Here is a 21,539-nt window from a genome sequence, read left to right as displayed (position 1 = left end):
ATTACGGAAGGAGTTTGAAATCGTCGCGGCGGTTCTTGGCCCAGCACTCCTGTGTCTTTTCGACACAGACCGGATTGCTTTCGCCGTAGCTGACCATGCTGATACGCTCGGCGTTGACACCTTCGGCGACCAGCGCATCTTTGGCGGCTTTTGCGCGTTTAAGGCCCAGGGCGAAGTTATACTCGTCGCTACCCCATTCGTCACAGTTACCTTCGATTTTGATGTTAAAGGCAGCTGCTTTGCCCTGCATCAGAGCCGCATTTGTCTGGAGCTTCGAGGACGCTTCCATGCTGATATCAAATTTGTCGAAAGCGAAGTAGATGGAGTCCATCTGGCTCTCCAGCGCGCTCATCGTCTCTTCACCGATCTCGATCGTGCTGTCGCTGACGCCTGCATTCTCATCGACGACAACAGTATCTGCATCCGCCGCACTCTCCATCTGGCTGCTTTCCGCACCCGTCTGCGTCTCATCGATCGCCGGTGTTTTAGAGCTACATCCAGCCAACAACATCAGAACTACACTGCTGTATACCAACATATTTTTCATCACAATCCTTTAGGGAGTCCGAACAGAGCCTTTCACGAGGGTGTTCATTAATTAATCCAGAAGATTTTAGCAAAAAAAACTTAACAGGATATAGCAACCTGCTTTAAGTTTACGGATTACCAGTCCAAAGACTGGATTTTTCCGCTTGCAAGGGGGAATAAAAAGTTTTTGTTCTGCGCCAGACGGATCACCCCGATCGCACTCTGTTGCTTATAGTTTTTGATATAGATGATGGCATCGCCGTCATCGGAGAAGCGGGGGAACTCGTTGATGCCCGTGGCGGTCAGACGCCGGATAAAGTCCGTCTTCATCGAGATCAGGTGGAGATTGAACGTATTCGGGCCGAAAGCGTCGTTGGTCTCACGGGATTTGTAGACGACATATTCGTTATGCGCGCTGCACGCGGAGTTGTCTTTGCCGTAGAATACAAGCTGTTCGATCTTGGCTTCGCCCGGGCGCTTTGCAAAAACATTCGGATACCCGAGGCGGTTGGAGATAAAGACGACGCGTCCGTCGTTCATAAACTGCCCGTTGACGTCGATGCCGCCGTAGGTCGTGACGCGCTTGGCCGTTTTCGTGACCGTATCATAGAGGTAGATATCCGGCTGCCCGTTGGGCGCCATGGTCAGCAGCAGATCCCGCCCGTTCCGTCTGACATCGGAACAGACCAGCATCCCGTCCGAACTCAAGATGGCATTGCGGGCGCCTGTTCGGACGTCGATCTTGAAAAGGGTCGGTTTATTCCCGCTGAGGGAAGTGTAATAAAACGCACTATGCGCCTCGTCCGCCCATTTCGGGAAGACATTGAGTCCTCCTTTGATCATAACATGCTGATAAGAGAGGGTATAGTCCGCGATGACGATTTCGCTCTCCATGCGCCCTTTGAGACGTGCGAAGATGATCTTGCGCTTGAGCCACTCCAGCGGCGCCTGGCCGAAGAAGTCGTTGATGTCATAGGCGATCGCATGCGCCACGAAGGGGCTCATGCCCGTGTTGGCCACCCGGTAGCTTTTCTGCATCACGACCTTGTCGTCCTGGAAAAGGCGGATGTCCGCGACAAAAGCGGCATCGTCGTCGCGCAGGCGGAAACGCAGCGTATAATCCATGGCACGGTTCAGTATCGAAGCGTTGTCAAAATGGGTGGTGGCGTAGTGGTGATCAACATTGAAAAGCGTCAAAACGTTCAGGTCGCTCGAAAGCAGTCTGAAAAAACGTTTGGCCGGCGTGCCGGTGAAATCGACGGAGGCATCCTCCACGGCAATGGACGGAAGGCTGTCGGCTTCTTTTACTACTTCAATGGTCGCATCGGCGGCGAACATCAACGTCACACTCATCATCATGGCAATGAAAAAACGCATCGTTACTCCTTGGAGACCAGACTGACATCCAGTACGGCCTCATTTCCTTTTGGGTTTCTCTCGAACCTGACGCGCAGGAGACGCTGCTCCAGCTGCGTGACCTCCCGGTCGAAAAATGCCTCGCCTGATGGGCGCAGCACTTTAAAACGCGTCATCTTCCCACTGGCCGAAATCCAGATGCGGATCAGTGAAACCGAACCTTCGGAATTGACCGGCGGGAAGAAGTTCTCATAGATAGTGGCCTGTATTTTAGCGTAATACGCATTGACTTCCGCGCCGCCCGATGCGCTCTGTCCGCCGGCCTCCTGTGAGGGGCGTACGAGGCTCAGGTTCTTGACCTTCTCCGCCGTCGCCGTCGTTTCCCGTTTCTTCGTCGTTTTAATGCGTTTTTGGAGGTTGGCAAGCCGTTTCGTATCGATCTTTTTCTGATCATCAGGACGCTTGGTATGTACGATCTTCTGCGTCTGGATGTCCGAAAAAAGCGACGAGATATCCTCAACAGGCGTGGCCGTTTCCTCAGGCTCGGGTATGGGTTCCGGCGCTGCTTCTTGTTTGGGGACGGGTTTGGGGGTGTTGTTCTGCTTCGAAGTCACCAGCGGGACATCCACCAGAGAAACAGAGACAGCGGAACTTTTTGTCATCGCGTAACTGTGCATTTTGTCCAGTCCCCGCAGGAGCTGGAAAAAAAGCAAGATGATCAGGACAAAAAGGACAACGGCATAGACCCCGCCCAGATAGAAGTCCCTGGGGTCGTCAACCGTTGGTAGCGAGAGAGACTTCACTGAAACCTGCCTGTTTTACCGCCGCGAGTACCGACATCACCATTCCGTAATCCAGCGAACGGTCGGCACTGATCGTCACCGTTGACTTAGCATCGAGATTCTGTTCGGCAAAACGGTAGAAGTTGTCGATAAATCCGAGACGGTCGAATTTCTCTTTGTTGACAAGAATGACACCCTCTTTCGTGATGACGATGTGTACCGGGGGTTTTTTCTGCATCTGCTGCTGTGCCGAACCCTGGGGAAGGTTGATCAGCTCTTCATAGACAATGTTCGGAGCAATGACCATCAGGATCGCCAGAAGTACGAGCATCACGTCCACAAGGGGCGTAATGTTCAGTTCCGGGCGCTCATCCCAGTCGAATACGCTCACGCGGCGTCCGTCTCTTTCGCCATCAGGGCATCACGCTGCATCTGCAGCAGGCCCGTCAGCTCATACGCGCGGCGTTTGAGGATCTGGTGGTAGGTGTACGCGAAGATCGCGACAAAGATCCCCGCCGCCGTTGCAACAAGCGCGTCGGAGACGCCGGCGGCGATGACGGCCATCGTTCCGCTGGCGCTCCCGATGTTGTTGAAGGTGTCAAGGATGGAGACAACCGTACCGAACAACCCGATAAACGGTGCCGTGGAGGCGACGACGGAGAGAATCGCCAACCCTTTTGTCGCTTCTTTCGTACCGGCGAAAAGACCCAGGTCGAAGAGTTCCGCGGAGAGACGTTTACTGCTCTTGATAAAGTGGTTGAGGTAGGAGTTCGCTGCGATCCCCTGTGCACCCATCAAAAGCGATTCAAGAGAATCTGTCTCTTTGTCGACCCAGCGGTTGAGTGAAAGATAGCGGTAAAAGAAGGTCCAGTTGATTACGATGAAATAGAGTGCAAGCAGTGCCAGGACCGCGAGGGTGACACTGTTGCTTTTGAGATAGTAGTCGCTGAGCGAATCAAACATGATCGTCGCTTACAGCAGTTTGTGTGCAGCCGATTCGATCTTGGCTGAGACCGAAGCCAGTGCCATCTTGGAGTCCGAAACGTCCGACAGGAGTTTTTTCGCATCCTCGAGGACCTTGGCGATTTCGCTTTCGCCTTCACCGCGGATCGCGACGGCACCGTCGACCAGCACCGTCACTTTCGATTCAGTCACCTGAACCACACCCCAGTTCACGACGATGGACTCGGTGCGTTTCTCTGCAGTGACGATGTCAATGACGCCGGCTTTGAGCTGCGTGGTCAAAGAGGCGTGGCGCGGCAGTACACCGAACTCGCCCTCTTCACCCGGCAGCGTGACTTCGACGGCTTCATTATCAAAAATGAGGCCGTTCGGCGTGATCACTTCCAGTTTAAAAGTATCCATGACTTATTCCTTTTGCACTGAAAAAGATTACGCTTTGGCTTTTTCAGCTTTTTCGATCGCCTCTTTCATGTCACCGACCATATAGAATGCGTTTTCCGGCATGTGGTCGTATTCACCTTCGAGAATTCCCTTGAAGCCTTTGATCGTGTCTTCGAGAGTGACATATTTACCCGGAGCGCCCGTGAAGACCTCTGCAACGAAGAACGGCTGAGAAAGGAACTTCTCGATCTTACGTGCACGTTCGACAGTCGCTTTGTCGTCCTCGGAAAGCTCGTCCATACCGAGGATCGCGATGATATCCTGCAGGTCTTTGTACTTCTGCAGCGTCTTCTGGACACCGCGAGCAACATTATAGTGCTCTTCGCCGATGATCTGCGGGTCGAGCAGGCGAGACGTAGAGTCAAGCGGGTCGACGGCCGGGTAGATACCTTTTTCAGCGATTTTACGGTTCAGAACCGTCGTCGCATCAAGGTGGGCAAAGACAGACGCCGGTGCCGGGTCAGTCAGGTCATCCGCAGGGACGTAAACCGCCTGGACGGAAGTGATTGATCCCTTCGTCGTAGACGTAATACGGTCCTGCAGTGCACCCATCTCGCGTGCCAGTGTCGGTTGGTAACCAACAGCGGACGGAATACGGCCGAGAAGTGCAGACATCTCGGAACCGGACTGCGCGAAACGGAAGATGTTGTCGATGAACATCAGAACGTCGAGGCCTTTTTCATCACGGAAGTATTCCGCCATGGTCAGACCCGTCAGTGCGATACGGTTACGTGCTCCCGGAGGCTCGCTCATCTGGCCGTAGCAGAGGGCAACTTTGTCCAGTACGTTCGAGTCTTTCATCTCGTGGTAGAGGTCGTTACCTTCACGGGTACGCTCACCGACACCGGCGAAGACGGAGTAACCGCTGTGTGCGTGTGCGACGTTGTGGATCAGCTCCATGATAATAACGGTTTTACCGACACCGGCACCACCGAACAGACCGACTTTACCACCCTTTGCATACGGTGCGAGGAGGTCGACGACTTTGATACCCGTTTCGAACATCTCAGTTTTCGTGCTCTGCTCGACGAGTGGCGGAGGATCGCGGTGGATAGACCACATTTCAGCGTCAGTTACCTGATCGCCTTCGTCAATCGTTTCACCGATAACGTTGAAGATACGGCCGAGAACTTTGTCACCGACCGGTACTTTGATCGGAGCACCTGTCGCAACGGCTTCCGTACCGCGGACAAGTCCTTCAGTCATATCCATGGCGATCGTACGGACACGACCGTCACCGAGGTGGGAAGCGACTTCAAGTACCAGACGGTACTCGTTGCCTTCCACACTTGCTTTTACCTCGATCGCTTCATTGATCGCAGGAAGATTTCCGTCGAACTCAACGTCGACAACCGGTCCCATGACCTGGATAATTTTTCCAACCATTCGATTCCTCCTATTTCATCGATTCGACGCCGCTGATGATTTCGATCAGCTCGGTCGTAATTGCTTCCTGACGCGCCTTGTTATATTGGACTGTCAGTTTCTTCACCATCTCTTTGGCGTTGTTCGTAGCCGCATCCATCGCCTGCATCCGCGCAGAGTGCTCCGCCGCGACCGAATCGATCAGGGCGTAGTACATGTTGTACTCGGCGTACTTGGTCAGCAGGGCATCCAGCATCTTTTCGCTGTCTTCCGCTTCCAGTTCCAGCAGGGAACCTTTGCTCACATCCTTACAGTCAAACTCTTCCGTATCGACCGGCATGATGCGGTTGACGTGGAGTTCCTGCGTGATGACGTTCTTGTAGCCGTTGTAGACGACGTAGACACCGTCGATCTTGCCATCTTTGAAGTCCTGGATAGATGCATCCATGAAATCGGCGGCGCGATCCATGTCCGGCGCAGAGCTCAGACCGATCTCTTCGTCGAGCATCTCCACCTGGTTATAGCTGAAGAACTCGATCCCTTTCTTGCCGATACCGCGAAGGCGAACTTTCACCTTCTCGTCTTTAAACTCGGCCATCAGCCTACGAACGGCTTTGATCGTCTGCATGTTGAAGCCGCCGCAGAGGCCCTTATCGGCCGTCACGAAAATGATATCGACCATTTTCGGCGCTTCAATCTCGGAGAACGCGCGGTTTTCGATACCGCCGATCTTCATACATTCGATCTGGCTGGCCAGTTCAGAGATCATGGCATTCGTTTTTTCGGCGAAAAGACGTGAGCGCTTTGCGAGCTCTTCCGCACGACGAAGTTTCGCCGTGGAGACGAGCTTCATCGCACGCGTCGTTTTCTGCGTGCTAGAGACACTCTTGATCTGTCGTTGAATATCTTTTAAGTTGGCCATGATGGTCCTTACTCAGCGACGAAAGACGCTTTGAACTCTTCGATCGCTTTTTTCATCAGTGCACTCGTCTCATCGTCGATTTTTGATGTAGAACGGATGTTCTCGAAAATCTGAGGATAAGAAGCTTCTACGAACGGATACAGTTCTGCTTCGAACTTGACAACGCTGCTCGCCGGCATGTCATCAAGGTAACCTTCGTTACCCGCGAAGATCACCAGTGCCTGCTTTTCAGCAGTCAGCGGAGAGTACGGCGGCTGCTTCAGAACTTCGACCATGCGCTGACCGCGTTCGAGCTGCTTGCGGCTGACTTCGTCGAGGTCGGAAGCGAACTGGGCGAACGCCTGGAGTTCGCGGTACTGTGCCAGGTCGAGGCGCAGTGTACCGGCAACCTGCTTGGTCGCTTTGATCTGCGCTGCACCACCGACACGTGATACAGAGAGACCGACGTTGATCGCCGGGCGGATACCGGAGTTGAACAGGTCAGTCTCGAGGAAGATCTGTCCGTCGGTAATGGAGATAACGTTTGTCGGGATATATGCCGCAACGTCACCTGCCTGTGTTTCAATGATCGGCAGCGCCGTCAGAGAACCTGCGCCCTTCTCATCGTTGAGCTTCGCAGCACGCTCGAGGAGGCGGGAGTGGAGATAGAAAACGTCACCCGGGAACGCTTCGCGGCCCGGAGGGCGGCGGAGGATCAGAGACATTTCACGGTAAGCGACCGCATGCTTGGAAAGGTCATCGTAAACGATCAGACCGTGGCGAGCGTTGTCACGGAAGTATTCACCCATCGTGACACCTGTGTACGGTGCGAGGAACTGCAGTGCAGCCGCTTCGGACGCTGTCGCGGAAACGATGATAGTGTACTCGAGTGCGCCGTGCTCTTCGAGGCGGCGGACGACCTGAGCAACCGTAGACTCTTTCTGACCGACAGCAACATAGATACAGACAACACCGTTGCCTTTCTGGTTGATGATCGTATCGAGTGCAACGGTTGTTTTACCTGTCTGGCGGTCACCGATGATCAGCTCGCGCTGACCGCGGCCGATCGGCACGAGGGCGTCAATGGACTTGATACCCGTTGCCATCGGCTCATGGACGGATTTACGTGCCATGATGCCCGGTGCTTTCTCTTCGACGAAACGGTTTTCCGTTGCTTCGATCGGGCCTTTGCCGTCAATCGGCTCACCGAGGGCGTTGACAACACGACCGAGCAGTGCGTCACCGACCGGTACACGCAGCAGTTTGCCCAGGCGCTTGACGCTCATGCCTTCGCGCAGTGCACCGCTTTTACCGAGGATAACAACACCGACGCTGCTCTCTTCGAGGTTGAGGACAAGACCCTGAGTCCCGTCTTCGAATTCGACCATTTCACCGGCCATTGCATTGGACAGGCCATAGACCTGAGCAACACCGTCTCCGTAAGAGACGATCTTCCCTGTTTCATTAATCTCTACGTTCAGTTCAAAGTTTTCAATACGTTCTTTGATGATCGAACTGATTTCATCTGCTTGTACTTTTGCTACCACTATGCTATCTCCTTTCCAAGATCAAATTGCTTTTAAGATGTGCTCAACGAGTTGAGCGTTCATGCGGCTCTTCGAGAGGCTGACCTCGACACCGAGATCCTCCACTTCTACTTTGATACCGTCATAATCCGACGCGACGAAGGCGAGCGTGATCGTCGCATCCATCTTTTTACCGAGGTCGCTGCTCAGCGCCGCGAGGGTCGATGCTTCGACCGCCGTGTTGCTGTAGACCTTGCCTTCATAGGTTTTGTTCATCCCTGCCAGTGTCAGGCGGAGTGATTCCGCGATCGCCGGGATAACCGTCAGGCGCTTTTTCTCGACCAGCAGTTTGATCAGGTTGTTCACCGCGCTGCTGTCGGCACCCGCTACGATGGCGAGCAGGAGCTCTTCTTTCGCAGCGTCACCGATTTGAGGATCATTGATGATATCGGCAAACGCTTTCTCTTTAAAAGCATCCGCGAGCGCATCAAAAAGGATTTTTGTATTGGTCAGAGCCTCGGCATCCATCATAGAAGTGAGGGCTTTGACGTAACGTTGTGCGATCATCGCTTCCATTAAGCCACCTTCTTCATAATGATGTCAGCCATCTTCTCTTTATCGAGAGAAGCTGTACTCTGTGCCGTCACATCTGAAAGAACGGTTTCGACCACACCGCGGACCATCTGGCGCTCCGCGAGGTTCTCTTTGTCTTTCATCTGTTTTTCGAGAACGGCGATCTCATTGGCAGACTGGACTTCAATCTGCTTCTTGAGAACCTCTTTCTCTTTTTCCGTTGTTGCCGTCAGTTCAGCCGCAAAGGTTTTCGCCTCTTCAACGCGCGCTTCCGCAGCGGTTTTTTCCGCTTCAGAGGCACGCAGTTTCTCCTGAATGCTGTTCAGACGGTCGGCGATTTCACCGGCACGACCGGTAAAGAACCCTTTGACCGGCTTCGCCAGCAAATACCACAGGATTCCGGCGAAGATCAGGAAGTTGACCGTACGCGGAAGAATATCTGTCGCACCGTGCTCGGCACCGGATGAAGCAAAGAGCGATGCTGAAACGAACAGGGTCATTACCAACAGTTTTTTCATCATATCTCCTTATATCTTGCTGATCTTGGCGTTAACAGCCTCGACGTAAGCCGGGACCTCTGCAGCAAGCGCTGAGCGGAGGTTATCGCGCTCTGTCGCAAGTTCCGCCTCAAAGGCATCGTAGGCTTTGGCCAGCTCAGCACGCTTGGCACCGATGGCGGCTTCCGCCGCTTTTTTTGCATCCGCAATCACTTTTTCCCGTTCCGCAGCCGCTTGCAAACGTGCTTCGCTGATAATGGAATTTGCCGTTTCGTTCAGTGCACTGACTTCGGCGTCGTTTGAGCCGATTTCCGCCAGATCGTTCTGAATGTCTTGGTCACGTTTTTCCATGAAAGCGAAGAGAGGTTTGTAGAGCATACCGTTTAGAACGGCGATAAGGATAAGGAAGACAACAGCTGTACTGATGAGCAGCAGTGGACTAATATCTAACATATCACCTCCTAAAAGTTGCGTGATTATACAACTTATAAATTAAAAACCCTGTTAAGTTGGGAGGTGAAAAAGCGAAAAAGGAGAAAAATTACAAAAGGGTGAAATTTTTTGGTTACAAATTAATGCAGCGGTCAGCCGAGGATGTCCAGAAAACGGGCAATCTCCTGCTCATCGCGAAAAGTGATGGTGATTTTGTTCGTTCCGGAAGCCACAGAAAACCCCCCGCCTGAGAGGGCGTTCCGTACGGCCCCGAGGTCGTATTCTGGGGCTTTCGGCTTCTCCTGTACTTCATGCTCGCCGCGGCTCTTCAACCGTTTGACCATCTGTTCCGTCTCGCGGACACTGAGCTTCTGGCCATGGATGGAGTCAACCATCACCTTCTGTTCCTTATCGGTCAGCCCGACGAGGACTTTGGCGTGGCCGGCGCTTATCGTCCCGTCCACGAGGGCGGAGAGGCTCTTCTTGGAGAGCTGCAGCAACCGCAGCGTGTTGGTGATGTGACTGCGGCTTTTGTGGACCACTGCCGCCAGCTCCTCCTGGGTCAGACCGTGGAGGTTGATCAACTCTTCGTAGGCCTGAGCCAGTTCGACGACGTTGAGCTGCTCGCGCTGGATATTCTCGATCAGCGCATGCTGGCGCATCTGCGCCTCGTCCAAGGAGGCGATGACCGCACGAATCGTCTTCAGTTTCGCCAGTTTGCTTGCACGCCAGCGACGTTCGCCCGCGACGAGGATGTAGCCGTCGACGTCTTCGACGAGGACGATGGGCTGGATCAGGCCGTGGGCTTTGATAGAAGCGGCCAGTTCTCCCAGCGCTTTTTCATCGAAATGTTTCCGGGGCTGGAAAGGGTTCGGCCGTATCTGTGAGAGGGGGACCTCTACGACCTGGGCGTTTTTGGGGATTTCGTGATCGTAGGCCTCTTCGATCTCTCCGAGCAGTTCGCCCAGGCCGCGTCCAAGGGATTTCGCTTTTGCCATACCTATCCGTTACGCCAGGATCGCCTGAGCAAGGTTCTGGTAGGCCACGGAGCCGCTGGAACGTCCGTCGTACAGGACGGCGGGTTTACCGAAACTCGGGCTTTCCGCCAGTTTCACGTTGCGCGGGATGACGATGCAGTCGTCCATCTCGTCGGTGAAGAGCTTCTCCTTGAAGTGCTGGCGCAGGTCCGCCAGGACCTGCTTGGAGAGGTTGTTCTGCGAGCTGTACATCGTCGGCAGGAACCCCTTGATCGCCAGCGCGGGGTTGATCGTTTTACGGATCAGGCGCACCGTGTTCAGCAGCTGTGCCAGCCCCTCCAGGGCGAAGAATTCGCACTGGATCGGGATGATGACCGAATTCGAGGCGCTCAGGGCGTTGATCGTCATCGGCCCTAGTGCCGGCGGCGAATCGATAATGACATAGTCATAATGCTCTTTGACCTGCGCGATCGCCTTTTTCATGATCAGTTCGCGACCTTTGCTCTGGCTGGAGTCGTAATACTCTTTCTCCACCCCGACCAGGCCGATGTTCGAGGGCGCGAGATCCAGCATCGGCAATTCGGTCGTCAGGATGATGTCGCCGAGCTTCTTTGCCCCGATCAATACATGGTAGATATTGAACTCGTAGTCGTTACGGGTATATCCCAGCGATGTCGTGGCATTGGCTTGGGGATCGGCATCGATCAGCAGCACCTTTTTCCCTTCAACGGCAAGGGACGCCGCGAGATTTACCGCAGTCGTCGTCTTGCCTACCCCGCCTTTTTGATTGGCGATTACAATTACTTCACTCATCGCTGGCTGTATATCCTTTGCCCGTCACACATAACCGATCCATCGTCGCATAACACCGCGTTTTCTAAGGAAAATTTATGATGATTATTATGCGTTTGGAACCGTCTGCTTTTGTCAAATTCTAGCGCGTATAGTCTGAAGATTTCCTTCCATTTTGGAAATCCTTCCAGCCTTGAAAAATAATCATCTAATAACTTTTTTCGTGAAATTTCAATGTCCAGAGCAGCAAACCCCTCCGGGGCATTTTTCAGGTTGAGCCCGATGCCGCACACCAGGGTATTTTGCCGCATTGTCGTGATCGTCCCGCCGATTTTCTGTTCGCCGATGTAAAAATCGTTCGGCCATTTCAGCCAGACGTCCGACCCGGCATCTTCAAGGGCCATTTTGAGCAAAAAGGCGAAATAGATGGAGGAGGATTCAAGCTGCAGGTCCGGGGGCAATGCGCTGCGCGCCACGGCAAAGGAGAAAAAGAGGTTCCCCTCCAACCCCGTCCAGCTGTTCCCCCGGCTCCCCCGCCCGGCGTCCTGGGCATCCGCCACCACCGCCAAGGGGGGTCTCTCTCCTGTTTTCAGGGCGTCAATGAGATAGCGCTGGGTGGAATCGACCCGGTCAAGCCAGTGTATCGTCAAGGCCGAGCCGTTTCCCGTTGAGGTAGTCAACGACTGCCATCGCTTTTTTCGACGGCGGCTGGACCGTCTCGATCCAGAGTGCACCCGTGCTGCAGCCTACTTTCACCCGCGATTTCTCAACGGCGAGAATACGCCCCGGAACAAAACCGCCGTCTTCTTCCGCCAGATGCATCTTTGTCAGTTTCAGGCCGCTTTCCAGGTAGACCCCCGGCCAGGGGGTGAAGGCACGGTACTTGTTATAGAGGGAGCGGGCGTCGTCAAAAGCGACTTCGCCGTCGGCCTTGCTGATCTTCTTGCAGAGGCTTGCGTCGGCGTCGTTCTGCGGCACCGGCGTCAGCTTCGGGTAGGAGCGCAGCACCTGCGGCGTCATTTCCGCGGCGAGGTCGGTCAGCCGTTCGAAAAGGCTCCCCACCGTTTCATCGTCGCCGATGGCGATACGTTCAATGAGAAGAATTGGCCCCGTGTCGAGCCCCTCTTCCATGAGCATCGCCGTCACGCCGGTCTCTTTGTCCCCGTTCAGCAAGCTCTGCTGGATCGGGCTGGCGCCGCGGTACTGCGGCAGGATGGAGGCGTGGAGGTTGATGCAAGGGGCGTGTGCCAACACGGCCTTGGGCAGGATCTGCCCATAGGCGGCAACAACGATATAGTCGCACGGGATCGCTTGCAACGTCTCAACCGTCACTTCATCGCGGAGACGATCAGGCTGATAGACGGGAATGCCCGCCGCCTCCGCCACCGTTTTGACCGGTGGCGGCGTCATCACTTTTTTCCGTCCCACGGGCTTGTCCGGCTGGGTGTAAGCGGCGACGACCTCGATGTCATCCTGCGCGATCAGTGTCTCGAGGATCCGTGAAGCGTAGTCGGGGGTACCCATAAAGATCACTTTCATACCGACACCTCCGGGGTAAAGAGCGTCCCGCCACTCTGGGTGTCATGCAGCAGGAAGTTCTCGACGTCTTCCAGTTCAAAACCGCTGGCCAGGAACATGCTGCGGCCGCGTTCAAGGAGAAAGTGCGCCGCTTTGAGTTTGGTGACGATGCCCCCGGTTGCAAAGTTGTTGTGCGGCGTCACCTCCTTCGAGAGCTCCTCCGCTTTGATGGTGTGTACGAGCGGCCGGACGCAGGCATCGTCGTGACAGTGCGGGTCCTTGTCGTAATAGGCGTTTATGTCGGAGAGAATCACCAGCAGATCGGCGTTGAAATGGTACGCCGTATAGGCGGAAAGCTGGTCGTTGTCCCCCAGGACCAACTCCTCGACGGCGGTGGCGTCGTTCTCGTTGATAATCGGCAGTACACCGTTCTCGATCAGGGTGTCGATGGTGTTTCGGGCTTTTTCTGCCTGGCTCTCCGTATAGAAGTTAGCCGCCGTCACCAGGACCTGCGCCGGCAGGATACCGTGCTTCTCAAACTTCTTCTTGTAGCGGTTGAGCAGCAGCGGCTGGCCGATGGACGCGAGCGCCTGCTTGTTCGCCAGGACGCTCTTATCGAGCTTCAGCTCCGTATAGCCTGCCGCCACGGCGCCGCTGGAAACGAGGATCACTTCGTAACGCTCCTTGAGCCGGGCGATCAGATCGACAAGGTTCTGCATCCTGTCGCGGGCGATGCGATTGTTCTCGGTGAGGACGGCGCTGCCGACCTTGAGGACGATCCGTTTCACGCGCGTTCCATCTCCACCAGTGTATGCAGCGCAAAGTTGAGGGGCTTGATGTTCTCATGGGCAACCGAGGAGATCGGGACCATGAAAAAGGGTTTTTCCCGGTCAAAACTCTGGGATTCGTCGGAGAGGTCCTGCTCGTAAAACGGCAGAGCGTCATCGAATCCGTAGCGGCTTTTCTGCGACGGGGATACCCCCACCAGCTTCATCATCTCCGCGATCTTCTCCTCGGCTTCCTCTTTGGAGAGGGCGTCGACGCGGGTCAGCGCAATGGCGAAGGCGCGTGTGGCGAGCATCTCGCTGAAACGTTCCAGCTCCTGCTGCAGCGTCTCGTACTGGTAAGTCATTGTCATGTACGACGCCAGGTCGATCATGAAAAGCAGCGTTTTGGTCCGTTCGATATGGCGCAGGAACTGTAGTCCCAGACCGCGTCCTTCGCTGGCGCCGTCGATGATCCCCGGGATATCCGCCATGACAAAGGATTCGAAATCGCTGACGCGGACCTGCCCCAGTTTCGGCGTCAATGTCGTAAATTCGTAGTTCGCGATCTCCGGCGTCGCATTGGAGACCGTCGAGATGAGCGTCGATTTACCGACGTTGGGGAATCCGACCAGGCCGACATCCGCGATCAGTTTCAGCTCCAGACGGACCCGGCGCGTTTCTCCGGGTTCGCCCGGCTGCGCGTAGGTCGGGCGCTGGTTCGTCGAGGATTTGAAGTGGGTGTTCCCCAGGCCGCCTTTGCCGCCCTGCAGCAGCTTCTGCTCCTGCCCCTCGCTGACCAGGTCCATCAGCAGTTCGCCGCTCTCGGCATCGAAGACCTGGGTGCCCGGGGGAACGATGACAAAGAGCTTCGATGCAGACTTGCCCGTCATGTTGGAGCCGAGGCCGGGGCGGCCATTTTCCGCCACCAGCTTATGCTTGCCGTGGTAATGGGCCAGGGTGTGGGTATTGTTGTCGACGCGGAACCAGACGTCCCCGCCCCTTCCGCCATCCCCGCCGTTCGGGCCGCCGTTGACGACGAATTTCTCGCGGCGGAACGCCACACAGCCTGCGCCGCCTTTCCCTGATGACAATTCCAATTCGATCTGATCGACAAACATGCATTAAATCCTTGTAGGGCTTCACTCAACAGAAGACTTGGACATCCGTTTAGAAGTATACTGTTAAATAAAGGTGATTCTTATAGAAAGCAGCGGCGCCGAGCTAAGCTCGGGCGGCGTGTAGTTTAAAAAGCGGCTTAGGAAGCCGGGACGATAGAGACCTGCTTGCGGGTCTTATCTTTGCGCTCGAACTGGACGATGCCGTCAACCAGCGCGTAGAGCGTGTGGTCTTTGCCCATACCGATGTTCTGGCCCGGGTGGACTTTCGTACCACGCTGGCGAACGATGATGTTTCCGGCTTTGACAACTTCGCCACCGAATTTCTTCACACCAAGTCTACGTCCCGCGGAATCGCGGTTATTCTGTGTACTACCTTGACCTTTCTTGTGTGCCATATCGAACTCCTCCTAGATTACGCCGCGATCTTCGTGATGCGAACGCGTGTGAAACTGCGGCGGAAACCGCGCTTGAGCTTGCTGTCTTTACGACGGCGTTTCTTGTAGATCGTGACTTTCTTGTCGCGGCCTTCGTTGATGACTTCTGCAGTGACAACCGCACCGTCAACAAAAGGAGCACCGACTTTCAGCTCACCGGCATTGACCGCGAGTACTTCTTTGATCTCGAGCGTTGCTTTCGGCTCAAGGCTCATTTTGTCAAGCAGGAGGATATCGCCCTCTTCTACTTTATACTGCTTGCCACCGTTTTTGATGATTGCGTACATAGCATTTCCTTGTAATGTATAGAAAAGAATCTCTACTTAAAGACTCAGAGTGTATCCGACTCATCAAAACGTGACAATCAGTTCGATCAGGCCTTTTAGCGCCTGGATGGAGGAGCGCTTTCAACGACACGCATGCCGCGACTTCAGCGCGCTCCTCTGGTTACACTCTCAGTCTTCAAGAGAGGTCCCTGTTCTTTTAGTGGGCGAATTATAGCCAAAAAGGCTTTAATCCGCAAGGGCAATCGCGTCTATCTCCACAAGGGCATTTTTGGGCAGGGTTTTGACCGCCACCGTTGAACGCGACGGCTTATGATCACCAAAGGCGTCTGCGTAAAGAGCGTTTACTGTTGCGAAATCGTCCATGCTGTCCAGGAAGATCGTTGTTTTGATCACTTTGTCCAGGCCGCTGCCCGCCGCTTCAAGCACCGCCGTCAAGTTTGCGAGGACCTGCTTCGTCTGAACCGTGATATCGTTTTCAAGCATCTCTCCCGCCGGGGTCAGCGCGATCTGCCCGGAGGTGTAGACCATCCCGTTCACTTTGACCGCCTGCGAGTAGGGTCCGATAGCCGCTGGGGCGTTTTCTGTCTGTACATATTGCATTATTTTCGTTTCCTTTCCACATCGTCGAGTATGGACATAAAATCCTCTATGTTCCAGTAGCCCGGCATTTTAACCAAAACCCTCTCATCGGGACTTAAAAAATAGTGCATCGGAATCATCGGTGCCTTGAGCGTTTCGGGATAGCTCCCGCTGCCACGCTCCACTTCCACCCCGACGGCCATACCATCGAGCCGTCGGCGGACCCCATCGTCGCGCAGCGTTGTACGTTTGAAGCGCTTGCACCAGCGGCAGCCCGGCTCCGTGATCAGCACATAGACCAGTTTTCCCTCCGCCGCGGCTATCCGTTTGGCATCGTCCAGGCTCTTCGCCCACTCCGTCGGGGAGCCAAAGAGCAGTGCGGCGAAAAAAACAATATTCAGCAGATAGCGCATGTGCCCCCTCTATAGTAGGTCCATTTTAGCACAAGAAATGCGCGGCGCGCCAAAGATTGCTTTTAATGTGACTGCACTATAATCAAATCAAACGGGGAAGGTGACGCATGGAAACACGGCAAACCACACTGTTCGAAACGATTGACGCCATCGAAGAGCGGATCGTGACGCTGCGGCACGAACTGCACGCCCATCCCGAGCTTTCAGGTGCCGAGGAGCATACGACCCTGATGATCAAGGCTATCCTCGAAGCGGAGGGGCTGCAGGTCCGCTCGTTCGAGGAGCACTACGGGCTGATCGCCGAGATCGTCGTCAACCCGGACGCTCCCTTCGTCGCCCTGCGCGCCGACATCGACGCCCTGCCGATCCAGGAGCGTACAGAGGCGGACTATGCTTCGCAGGCCCGGGGCATCATGCACGCCTGCGGGCACGATGCCCATACCGCCATACTGCTGGGGACCGCCCTGGCCCTCAAGCGCGTTGAAAGCAGCCTCGGGCAGAACCTCCGCTTCATTTTCCAGCCCGCCGAGGAGATCACGGAAGGAGGGAGTTCGCAGATGATCGCCCACGGCGCCCTCGAAAACGTGAAGACGATCTTCGGGCTGCACGCCTACCCCTACCTTACTACCGGCCAGGTCGGCTACAAGTACGGGGTCATGCTCGCCTCTGCCGATACCTTCGAGATCGAGATCTTCGGCAAAAGCGCGCACGGTGCCCGTCCCCACGAAGGGGTCGACGCCATCCTCGTCATGTCGATGGCGGTGAACTCCCTCAACCATATCGTCTCCCGGCGGATCGACCCCCTGCACCCTGCCGTCATCTCGCTGGGAACCGTCGAAGGGGGCAAGGCCCCCAACGTCATCTGCGACCACGTCAAGGTGTGTGGGACGGTGCGGACCGTCAACCATGACGTCCGCCACGCCATCCCCGAGATGATGGAGGTCTCCATCAGAGGGATCTGCGACTCCATGCACGCCACCTACGACTTTGCCTACCGTTACGGTTCCCCGGAAGTGCAGAACCACGACGCCATGGTCGACATCGTCCGCGCCGCCGCCTCGGAGGTACTGGAAGAAGCGAACGTCATCGATCTCGCCGACCCCGTGATGGGCGGGGAGGACTTCGGGCGCTACCTCGAGATCGTCCCCGGTGCCTTCTTCCGGCTGGGAACCTGCGATCCCGAAAAAGGGACCTGCGTCGCCCAGCACAATGCCCGCTTCGATGTCGACGACGACGCCCTGCGCTACGGCATGAAGATCATGGCCCTCGCGGCACTGAAAGCGATGGACGATGCGTGACCTCATCGAAATCCGCCTCACCAGCAAAACCCACTTCGGCCTCTTGCGCTACACCTGCAAACACCTGAGACAGCTGCTGCCGCTGCATCGCCCAGAGCAGCTCTCCGAAGCGATCGACCAGCTGCTCGAGAACATCGTCGAACACGCCTATGAAAAATTGGAGAACATGGATGTCACGGTCCGTTTCACCATAACTCCCCGGCAGTTGCAGATCGATGTGGAGGACAGCGGGCTCCCCTTTGATTTTACCCCTTTCATGAGCGAGGCGGTCGACCACACCACCCAGCATGAAAAGGGCTTTTACCGCATCTATGACCTCGTCGACCGTTTCTGGTTCACCATGCTCGAGAACAGGGGAAAACGTTTCAGCGTCATCCAGGCCTTCGAGCACAACTATGACATCCGTACCGGCAAAACCTCGACGGCACTACCGGACAAGGAGACGATCCTGCAGCGGCTCGATGTCCGGCGTTTCGAAGCGTCGGATGCCGAGGGGATCGCCCAGCTTATCTATAAAAACTACCACTACACCTACTACAAGAGCCAGTTCTACGATCCCGTCAAGATCCGGCAGCTCAACCAGGACCGGGAAGTCGTTTCCATCGTCGCCGTCTACGGGGTGCGCGTCGTCGGCCATTTCGCCCTGGTGCTCTCCCGCCGCGCCGACATCGCCGAAATCGCCATAGCCGCCGTCGACCCGGAATTCAAGAAGATGGGGATCATGAACCGCATGTTCGATACGATCATCGTCACCGCCAGGGCGATGCATCTCAACGCCATCTACGGCGAAGCGCTGATGCTGCACCCCTACAGCCAGAGGGCCAACCTCTCACACGGTATGTGCGAAACGGCGATCGTACTGGGCGAGGTCCCTTCCCAGACGGAGATCGAACGCCAGATCAAGGCTTCCTTGCGCAGCGGGGCGATGATCAGCTTCCTCGTCTTTGACACCCATAAACGCTACCGCTCGCTGCCGCAGCGTTATGCCGGGCAGATTGAAGCCGCCTACCGCTGCGCGAAGGTGGAAAATTCGACCAGCAGACCGGCCAATCCCAATCGCCAGCTCCTTTCGCACCATTTAAACCCCTATATCAATGTCGGGTTCATCATTATCGAGGGGCTGCCCGATGACGAGGCGCTCGATGAGCTGATCGACCTGATGCACACCGACCACTGCGAAATGGTGTATGCCGATATCAACCTCCACCATATCGAGGAGATAGACGAAGTCGTCGCCATGCTGGGCCGTCGCCATTTCTTCTACAGCGGTGTCTTCTTCAGTTACTATCATAATGAGGATTATCTGCGACTGCAGCGTAAAAACAGCCGGTTTGTCGACGAGGAGCAGTTGGTGTGCTATTCGCAGCATGCCAAGGCGATGCTGGAGTATATTCAGGCCGACGAAGCAAGGGTCGCCCCTGCGGGCGTAGAGGTTCAGTAGGTCGCGATCACCCTTTTAAAGACGTCGCAGAGCCCCCTGACCTGCTCGGGCGTCGTACACTCGTTGGGCGCATGGATTGTGTCGTTGCGTACCCCGAACTCGATAACATCGATGCCGTATTCGGCAATAAAACGGGCGTCGGAAGTTCCGCCCGCCGTGGAGTGTTTGGGACGCAGGCCCGTGACCGACTCGATCGCAGCGTCGATCGTGCGCACGATGTGGGTATTTGCATCGGTGACAAAGGGCTTGGCGCTCTGGTCCAGGCTCAGGGTATAATCCATCTCCTTGAAATAGTGGTGGACAAAAGCCTCGATGTCCTCCTTGGCCGTCTTCGTAGAGTTGCGGACATTGAACATCATCTTCAGCTTGCCCGGCGTGACGTTGGTCACCTCCATCCCCGCGCGGATGTCGGTCACGACAAACTGGCTGGGGCTGAAATATTCATCCCCCTCGTCTAGGTTCACCCCCGCCATATGGTGCAGCACCTTGGCAACTTTGTGGATGGGGTTTGTTGCTTTTTCCGGGTAGGCGGCGTGCCCCTGTTTGCCCCGCTTCTCGATTACCCCGTTGATGGAGCCGCGTCGGCCGACCTTGATGGCGTCGCCGAACTCGTCTTCGCAGGTCGGTTCGGCGACGATGCAGGCATCGGGAAGCATCCCCTCCGTCTGCAGCCACTTGAGCAGTTCCACGGTGCCGTGTTTCGCCGGTCCCTCTTCATCGGAGGTCAGCAGCAGGGAAAGGGTCCCCCGGAATGCCTCGGTCTCCTTGACCGCCTGCAGGAACGCCGACACACCGGCTTTCATATCCTGCGCGCCGCGGCCGTAGATCTTCCCCGCTTTCTCGACGGCTGTGTAGGGGTCCGTGTCCCACCCCTCGCCCGCCGGGACGACGTCAACGTGTCCCGCGAAACAGAGGTGTTCCCCCTCGCCGAAACGTTTGTAGATAAAGAGGTTTTTCACCTCGGCGACGTCGATGCGCACGGCGGTGAAGCCGTCCAGGTAGCCCTCGACGAAATCGAGGATACCACCGTCGTCGGGCGTCTCGCTCTTGCGTTCGATCAGGTGCTTAAAGAGTGCAATGACGTCCAAACTCAGCCTTTCGGGTTCTCATAGAAGACATACGCCGTCGAGTAGTCGCTGACCTCGAAATAGATCTTCTTCTCACCGCTGTCGACTTTGTAGTTGAAGTTGCTGTCGAGTACACCGTAGCTGTAGCGGAAGGGGCGCGGCGAACCGTCATCGGTCCCTTTGCCCGTACTCATCTTGCCGATCTTGATAAAACGCATCACGAGCTTGCCGCCGCTGTAGATATCGAGTACCCCATTGGTTCCCGTCCAGTTCTGCAGCCCGTGGCCGAACTTGTTCTGCGTCTCCTGGGTACAGCCGCCTAATAAAAAAAGTATCGTTAAAAACGTCATCCATACTCGCATGATAATCTCTCTTAGCATCTTGAATTTATGCAAGATTATAGCGTTTTACTTGCCTCAGAAAAAATGAACGTACTGTTTCAAACAAATACCAAAAGCCAAAATAAATATCTAATTTATATTTTTATATGTTATTTTTTCATATTTTTAAGCATATTTCCAGTTTTTATATATATACTTCCGTTGATTTAAATTATTAAATGGAGGTTTTTTTATGGTAAAAACCAAACTTGCCTATATGTTTGCTATGGGGATCGCCGGTATCCTCGTTTCATCACTCATGTCAGGCTGTAGCACAAAAATTCCGGTAAAAAAAGAAGTTGGTACACTCAATCTGCAGAACGTCCCTCTTGCAAGAGAGAGTGCCACTAATGAAACAATCGCAATCGTCAGCCCAGAATTTGCAAAAAATGCCGCTGTTCAACAGACTGCAAATAGAGATGCATCTCCACTTGCACTCATGATGCAGGCCCAAATGCAACGTACCAATATCAACTACAGTTTTAGCAATGCTTTCCAGACCGGCTATTCACAAAGATTGAAAAGCGCTTTGGAAACATCCATTAGTGAAATCTTGACCGCTAAAGGGTTCACATTAAAAGGGCCATACAGCGTTTTCGACGATATGACTTATGGTGAGAAGAAGACAGTATATTTGGCCTGTATCCCGAAAATCAATCTGGTCATTGATAAAAAAATTACAGACACAAATTATGCTGACCTCTATTACGAAGAAAACGGAGTTATTCAAATCGGCGGTAATGTCGTTGTCACTATGATGGAACCGATGACGGGACAAGTCTTCATGAAAAGGAGAATAAATCTGTCAGATTTCAATATTGCAGAGCCCTATATCTATGCCAAACAGACCAGCCAAGGCGGTAACGGTTTAACGAATACGGCGATCGAAAAAATGACTGCCCCGGATGAACTCGTTGATACAACAGATGTTGCGTTGACAAATGCCATCAATAAGTTCTATGCTCAAACTGTTCAAAAACTACAGGCGTATCTTGATCGTGAAGAAATTTTGAGCTACCAACCTGACGTTGAGAATCTCAAAGGACTCAAACGTTATTGATCACGCTTTACAGCTGCTTTCCCGCCATCAATGTCAACTCCTGA

The 21,539-nt window shown here is 54.7% G+C and carries 27 protein-coding genes; 3 read left to right on the top strand and 24 right to left on the bottom strand.

All coding sequences use genetic code 11. The features are described 5' to 3' along the window. Nucleotide 1: 1 nt before the first annotated feature. From ACM66T_RS04145 to ACM66T_RS04040, 22 genes are all read right to left on the bottom strand, one after another. Nucleotides 2-547, bottom strand: coding sequence for an OmpA family protein (locus ACM66T_RS04145; protein WP_231020541.1), 546 nt, complete (start codon nucleotides 545-547; stop codon nucleotides 2-4). A 116-nt stretch (nucleotides 548-663) separates the two neighbouring features. After that, the gene (gene tolB / locus ACM66T_RS04140; protein WP_231020540.1) at nucleotides 664-1,905 is read right to left on the bottom strand and encodes a Tol-Pal system protein TolB; all 1,242 of its coding nucleotides are present in this window, start codon (nucleotides 1,903-1,905) and stop codon (nucleotides 664-666) included. Between the two features lie 2 nt (nucleotides 1,906-1,907). Next, the gene (locus ACM66T_RS04135; RefSeq protein WP_231020539.1) at nucleotides 1,908-2,687 is read right to left on the bottom strand and encodes a TonB C-terminal domain-containing protein; all 780 of its coding nucleotides are present in this window, start codon (nucleotides 2,685-2,687) and stop codon (nucleotides 1,908-1,910) included. Next, nucleotides 2,659-2,997: an ExbD/TolR family protein gene (locus ACM66T_RS04130; protein ID WP_416768921.1), complete on the bottom strand. Its 339-nt coding sequence runs from the start codon at nucleotides 2,995-2,997 to the stop codon at nucleotides 2,659-2,661. The genes ACM66T_RS04135 and ACM66T_RS04130 overlap by 29 nt, the downstream gene beginning before the upstream one ends. Nucleotides 2,998-3,053: 56 nt before the next feature. After that, entirely contained in the window at nucleotides 3,054-3,629 is a 576-nt protein-coding gene (locus tag ACM66T_RS04125; protein ID WP_231020537.1) for a MotA/TolQ/ExbB proton channel family protein, read from the bottom strand. Between the two features lie 9 nt (nucleotides 3,630-3,638). Beyond that, on the bottom strand, nucleotides 3,639-4,031 hold the full coding sequence (gene atpC, locus ACM66T_RS04120; RefSeq protein ID WP_231020536.1) for an ATP synthase F1 subunit epsilon: 393 nt from the start codon (nucleotides 4,029-4,031) through the stop codon (nucleotides 3,639-3,641). Nucleotides 4,032-4,058: 27 nt separating this feature from the next. Then, a complete protein-coding gene (gene atpD / locus ACM66T_RS04115; protein WP_231020535.1) occupies nucleotides 4,059-5,456 on the bottom strand; it encodes a F0F1 ATP synthase subunit beta in 1,398 nt (465 codons plus the stop codon). A gap of 10 nt (nucleotides 5,457-5,466) precedes the next feature. Then, nucleotides 5,467-6,357, bottom strand: a complete 891-nt coding sequence (gene atpG, locus ACM66T_RS04110; RefSeq protein WP_231020534.1) for an ATP synthase F1 subunit gamma — start codon at nucleotides 6,355-6,357, stop codon at nucleotides 5,467-5,469. Nucleotides 6,358-6,365: 8 nt separating this feature from the next. Beyond that, nucleotides 6,366-7,883, bottom strand: coding sequence for a F0F1 ATP synthase subunit alpha (atpA, locus tag ACM66T_RS04105; RefSeq protein WP_231020533.1), 1,518 nt, complete (start codon nucleotides 7,881-7,883; stop codon nucleotides 6,366-6,368). 21 nt (nucleotides 7,884-7,904) lie between these two features. Next, nucleotides 7,905-8,438 (bottom strand): F0F1 ATP synthase subunit delta, encoded by a 534-nt coding sequence (locus ACM66T_RS04100; RefSeq protein WP_231020532.1) that lies wholly within the window; start codon nucleotides 8,436-8,438, stop codon nucleotides 7,905-7,907. Further along, nucleotides 8,438-8,953 (bottom strand): F0F1 ATP synthase subunit B, encoded by a 516-nt coding sequence (locus ACM66T_RS04095; RefSeq protein WP_231020531.1) that lies wholly within the window; start codon nucleotides 8,951-8,953, stop codon nucleotides 8,438-8,440. Before ACM66T_RS04095 ends, ACM66T_RS04100 begins: the two co-directional genes overlap by 1 nt. Before the next feature lie 9 nt (nucleotides 8,954-8,962). Further along, nucleotides 8,963-9,385, bottom strand: a complete 423-nt coding sequence (locus ACM66T_RS04090; RefSeq protein ID WP_231020530.1) for a F0F1 ATP synthase subunit B' — start codon at nucleotides 9,383-9,385, stop codon at nucleotides 8,963-8,965. 131 nt (nucleotides 9,386-9,516) lie between these two features. Further along, nucleotides 9,517-10,362, bottom strand: a complete 846-nt coding sequence (locus ACM66T_RS04085) for a ParB/RepB/Spo0J family partition protein (protein WP_231020529.1) — start codon at nucleotides 10,360-10,362, stop codon at nucleotides 9,517-9,519. 9 nt (nucleotides 10,363-10,371) lie between these two features. Beyond that, nucleotides 10,372-11,154 carry a ParA family protein gene (locus ACM66T_RS04080; RefSeq protein WP_231020528.1) on the bottom strand — a complete coding sequence of 261 codons (783 nt, stop codon included), beginning with the start codon at nucleotides 11,152-11,154 and terminating at the stop codon, nucleotides 10,372-10,374. After that, entirely contained in the window at nucleotides 11,151-11,783 is a 633-nt protein-coding gene (locus tag ACM66T_RS04075; protein WP_231020527.1) for a biotin--[acetyl-CoA-carboxylase] ligase, read from the bottom strand. The genes ACM66T_RS04080 and ACM66T_RS04075 overlap by 4 nt, the downstream gene beginning before the upstream one ends. Continuing rightward, nucleotides 11,764-12,672 (bottom strand): methionyl-tRNA formyltransferase, encoded by a 909-nt coding sequence (gene fmt, locus ACM66T_RS04070; RefSeq protein ID WP_416768794.1) that lies wholly within the window; start codon nucleotides 12,670-12,672, stop codon nucleotides 11,764-11,766. The genes ACM66T_RS04075 and fmt overlap by 20 nt, the downstream gene beginning before the upstream one ends. Continuing rightward, entirely contained in the window at nucleotides 12,669-13,439 is a 771-nt protein-coding gene (gene proB, locus ACM66T_RS04065) for a glutamate 5-kinase (protein ID WP_231020525.1), read from the bottom strand. Before proB ends, fmt begins: the two co-directional genes overlap by 4 nt. Beyond that, nucleotides 13,436-14,536 carry a GTPase ObgE gene (gene obgE, locus ACM66T_RS04060; protein ID WP_231020524.1) on the bottom strand — a complete coding sequence of 367 codons (1,101 nt, stop codon included), beginning with the start codon at nucleotides 14,534-14,536 and terminating at the stop codon, nucleotides 13,436-13,438. The genes proB and obgE overlap by 4 nt, the downstream gene beginning before the upstream one ends. A gap of 137 nt (nucleotides 14,537-14,673) precedes the next feature. Beyond that, nucleotides 14,674-14,931, bottom strand: coding sequence for a 50S ribosomal protein L27 (gene rpmA / locus ACM66T_RS04055; RefSeq protein ID WP_231020523.1), 258 nt, complete (start codon nucleotides 14,929-14,931; stop codon nucleotides 14,674-14,676). A 17-nt stretch (nucleotides 14,932-14,948) separates the two neighbouring features. Beyond that, entirely contained in the window at nucleotides 14,949-15,257 is a 309-nt protein-coding gene (gene rplU / locus ACM66T_RS04050) for a 50S ribosomal protein L21 (protein WP_231020522.1), read from the bottom strand. 225 nt (nucleotides 15,258-15,482) lie between these two features. Next, the gene (locus tag ACM66T_RS04045; RefSeq protein ID WP_231020521.1) at nucleotides 15,483-15,857 is read right to left on the bottom strand and encodes a RidA family protein; all 375 of its coding nucleotides are present in this window, start codon (nucleotides 15,855-15,857) and stop codon (nucleotides 15,483-15,485) included. Beyond that, nucleotides 15,857-16,249: a thioredoxin family protein gene (locus tag ACM66T_RS04040; protein WP_231020520.1), complete on the bottom strand. Its 393-nt coding sequence runs from the start codon at nucleotides 16,247-16,249 to the stop codon at nucleotides 15,857-15,859. The genes ACM66T_RS04045 and ACM66T_RS04040 overlap by 1 nt, the downstream gene beginning before the upstream one ends. A 107-nt stretch (nucleotides 16,250-16,356) precedes the next feature. Between ACM66T_RS04040 and ACM66T_RS04035 the strand changes: the two genes are divergently transcribed. Together ACM66T_RS04035 and ACM66T_RS04030 are read left to right on the top strand one after the other, a co-directional pair. Next, nucleotides 16,357-17,547 carry an amidohydrolase gene (locus ACM66T_RS04035; RefSeq protein ID WP_231020519.1) on the top strand — a complete coding sequence of 397 codons (1,191 nt, stop codon included), beginning with the start codon at nucleotides 16,357-16,359 and terminating at the stop codon, nucleotides 17,545-17,547. Continuing rightward, nucleotides 17,540-18,988, top strand: a complete 1,449-nt coding sequence (locus ACM66T_RS04030) for an ATP-binding protein (RefSeq protein ID WP_231020518.1) — start codon at nucleotides 17,540-17,542, stop codon at nucleotides 18,986-18,988. Before ACM66T_RS04035 ends, ACM66T_RS04030 begins: the two co-directional genes overlap by 8 nt. On the opposite strand, the gene dapE is transcribed toward ACM66T_RS04030, so the two are convergent. Both dapE and ACM66T_RS04020 read right to left on the bottom strand, forming a co-directional pair. Beyond that, the gene (dapE, locus tag ACM66T_RS04025) at nucleotides 18,982-20,076 is read right to left on the bottom strand and encodes a succinyl-diaminopimelate desuccinylase (protein ID WP_231020517.1); all 1,095 of its coding nucleotides are present in this window, start codon (nucleotides 20,074-20,076) and stop codon (nucleotides 18,982-18,984) included. The two genes, ACM66T_RS04030 and dapE, sit on opposite strands and share 7 nt — an antisense overlap. A gap of 2 nt (nucleotides 20,077-20,078) precedes the next feature. Further along, nucleotides 20,079-20,405 carry a hypothetical protein gene (locus ACM66T_RS04020; protein WP_231020516.1) on the bottom strand — a complete coding sequence of 109 codons (327 nt, stop codon included), beginning with the start codon at nucleotides 20,403-20,405 and terminating at the stop codon, nucleotides 20,079-20,081. Between the two features lie 223 nt (nucleotides 20,406-20,628). Between ACM66T_RS04020 and ACM66T_RS04015 the strand changes: the two genes are divergently transcribed. Further along, the gene (locus tag ACM66T_RS04015; protein ID WP_231020515.1) at nucleotides 20,629-21,495 is read left to right on the top strand and encodes an HpaA family protein; all 867 of its coding nucleotides are present in this window, start codon (nucleotides 20,629-20,631) and stop codon (nucleotides 21,493-21,495) included. The last annotated feature ends 44 nt before the right edge of the window (nucleotides 21,496-21,539 follow it).

This window comes from Sulfurimonas sp. ST-25 (genome assembly GCF_048079205.1).
In the GTDB taxonomy this organism is placed as follows: domain Bacteria; phylum Campylobacterota; class Campylobacteria; order Campylobacterales; family Sulfurimonadaceae; genus Thiomicrolovo; species Thiomicrolovo sulfuroxydans.
This window is presented reverse-complemented; position numbering and strand designations above follow the sequence as displayed.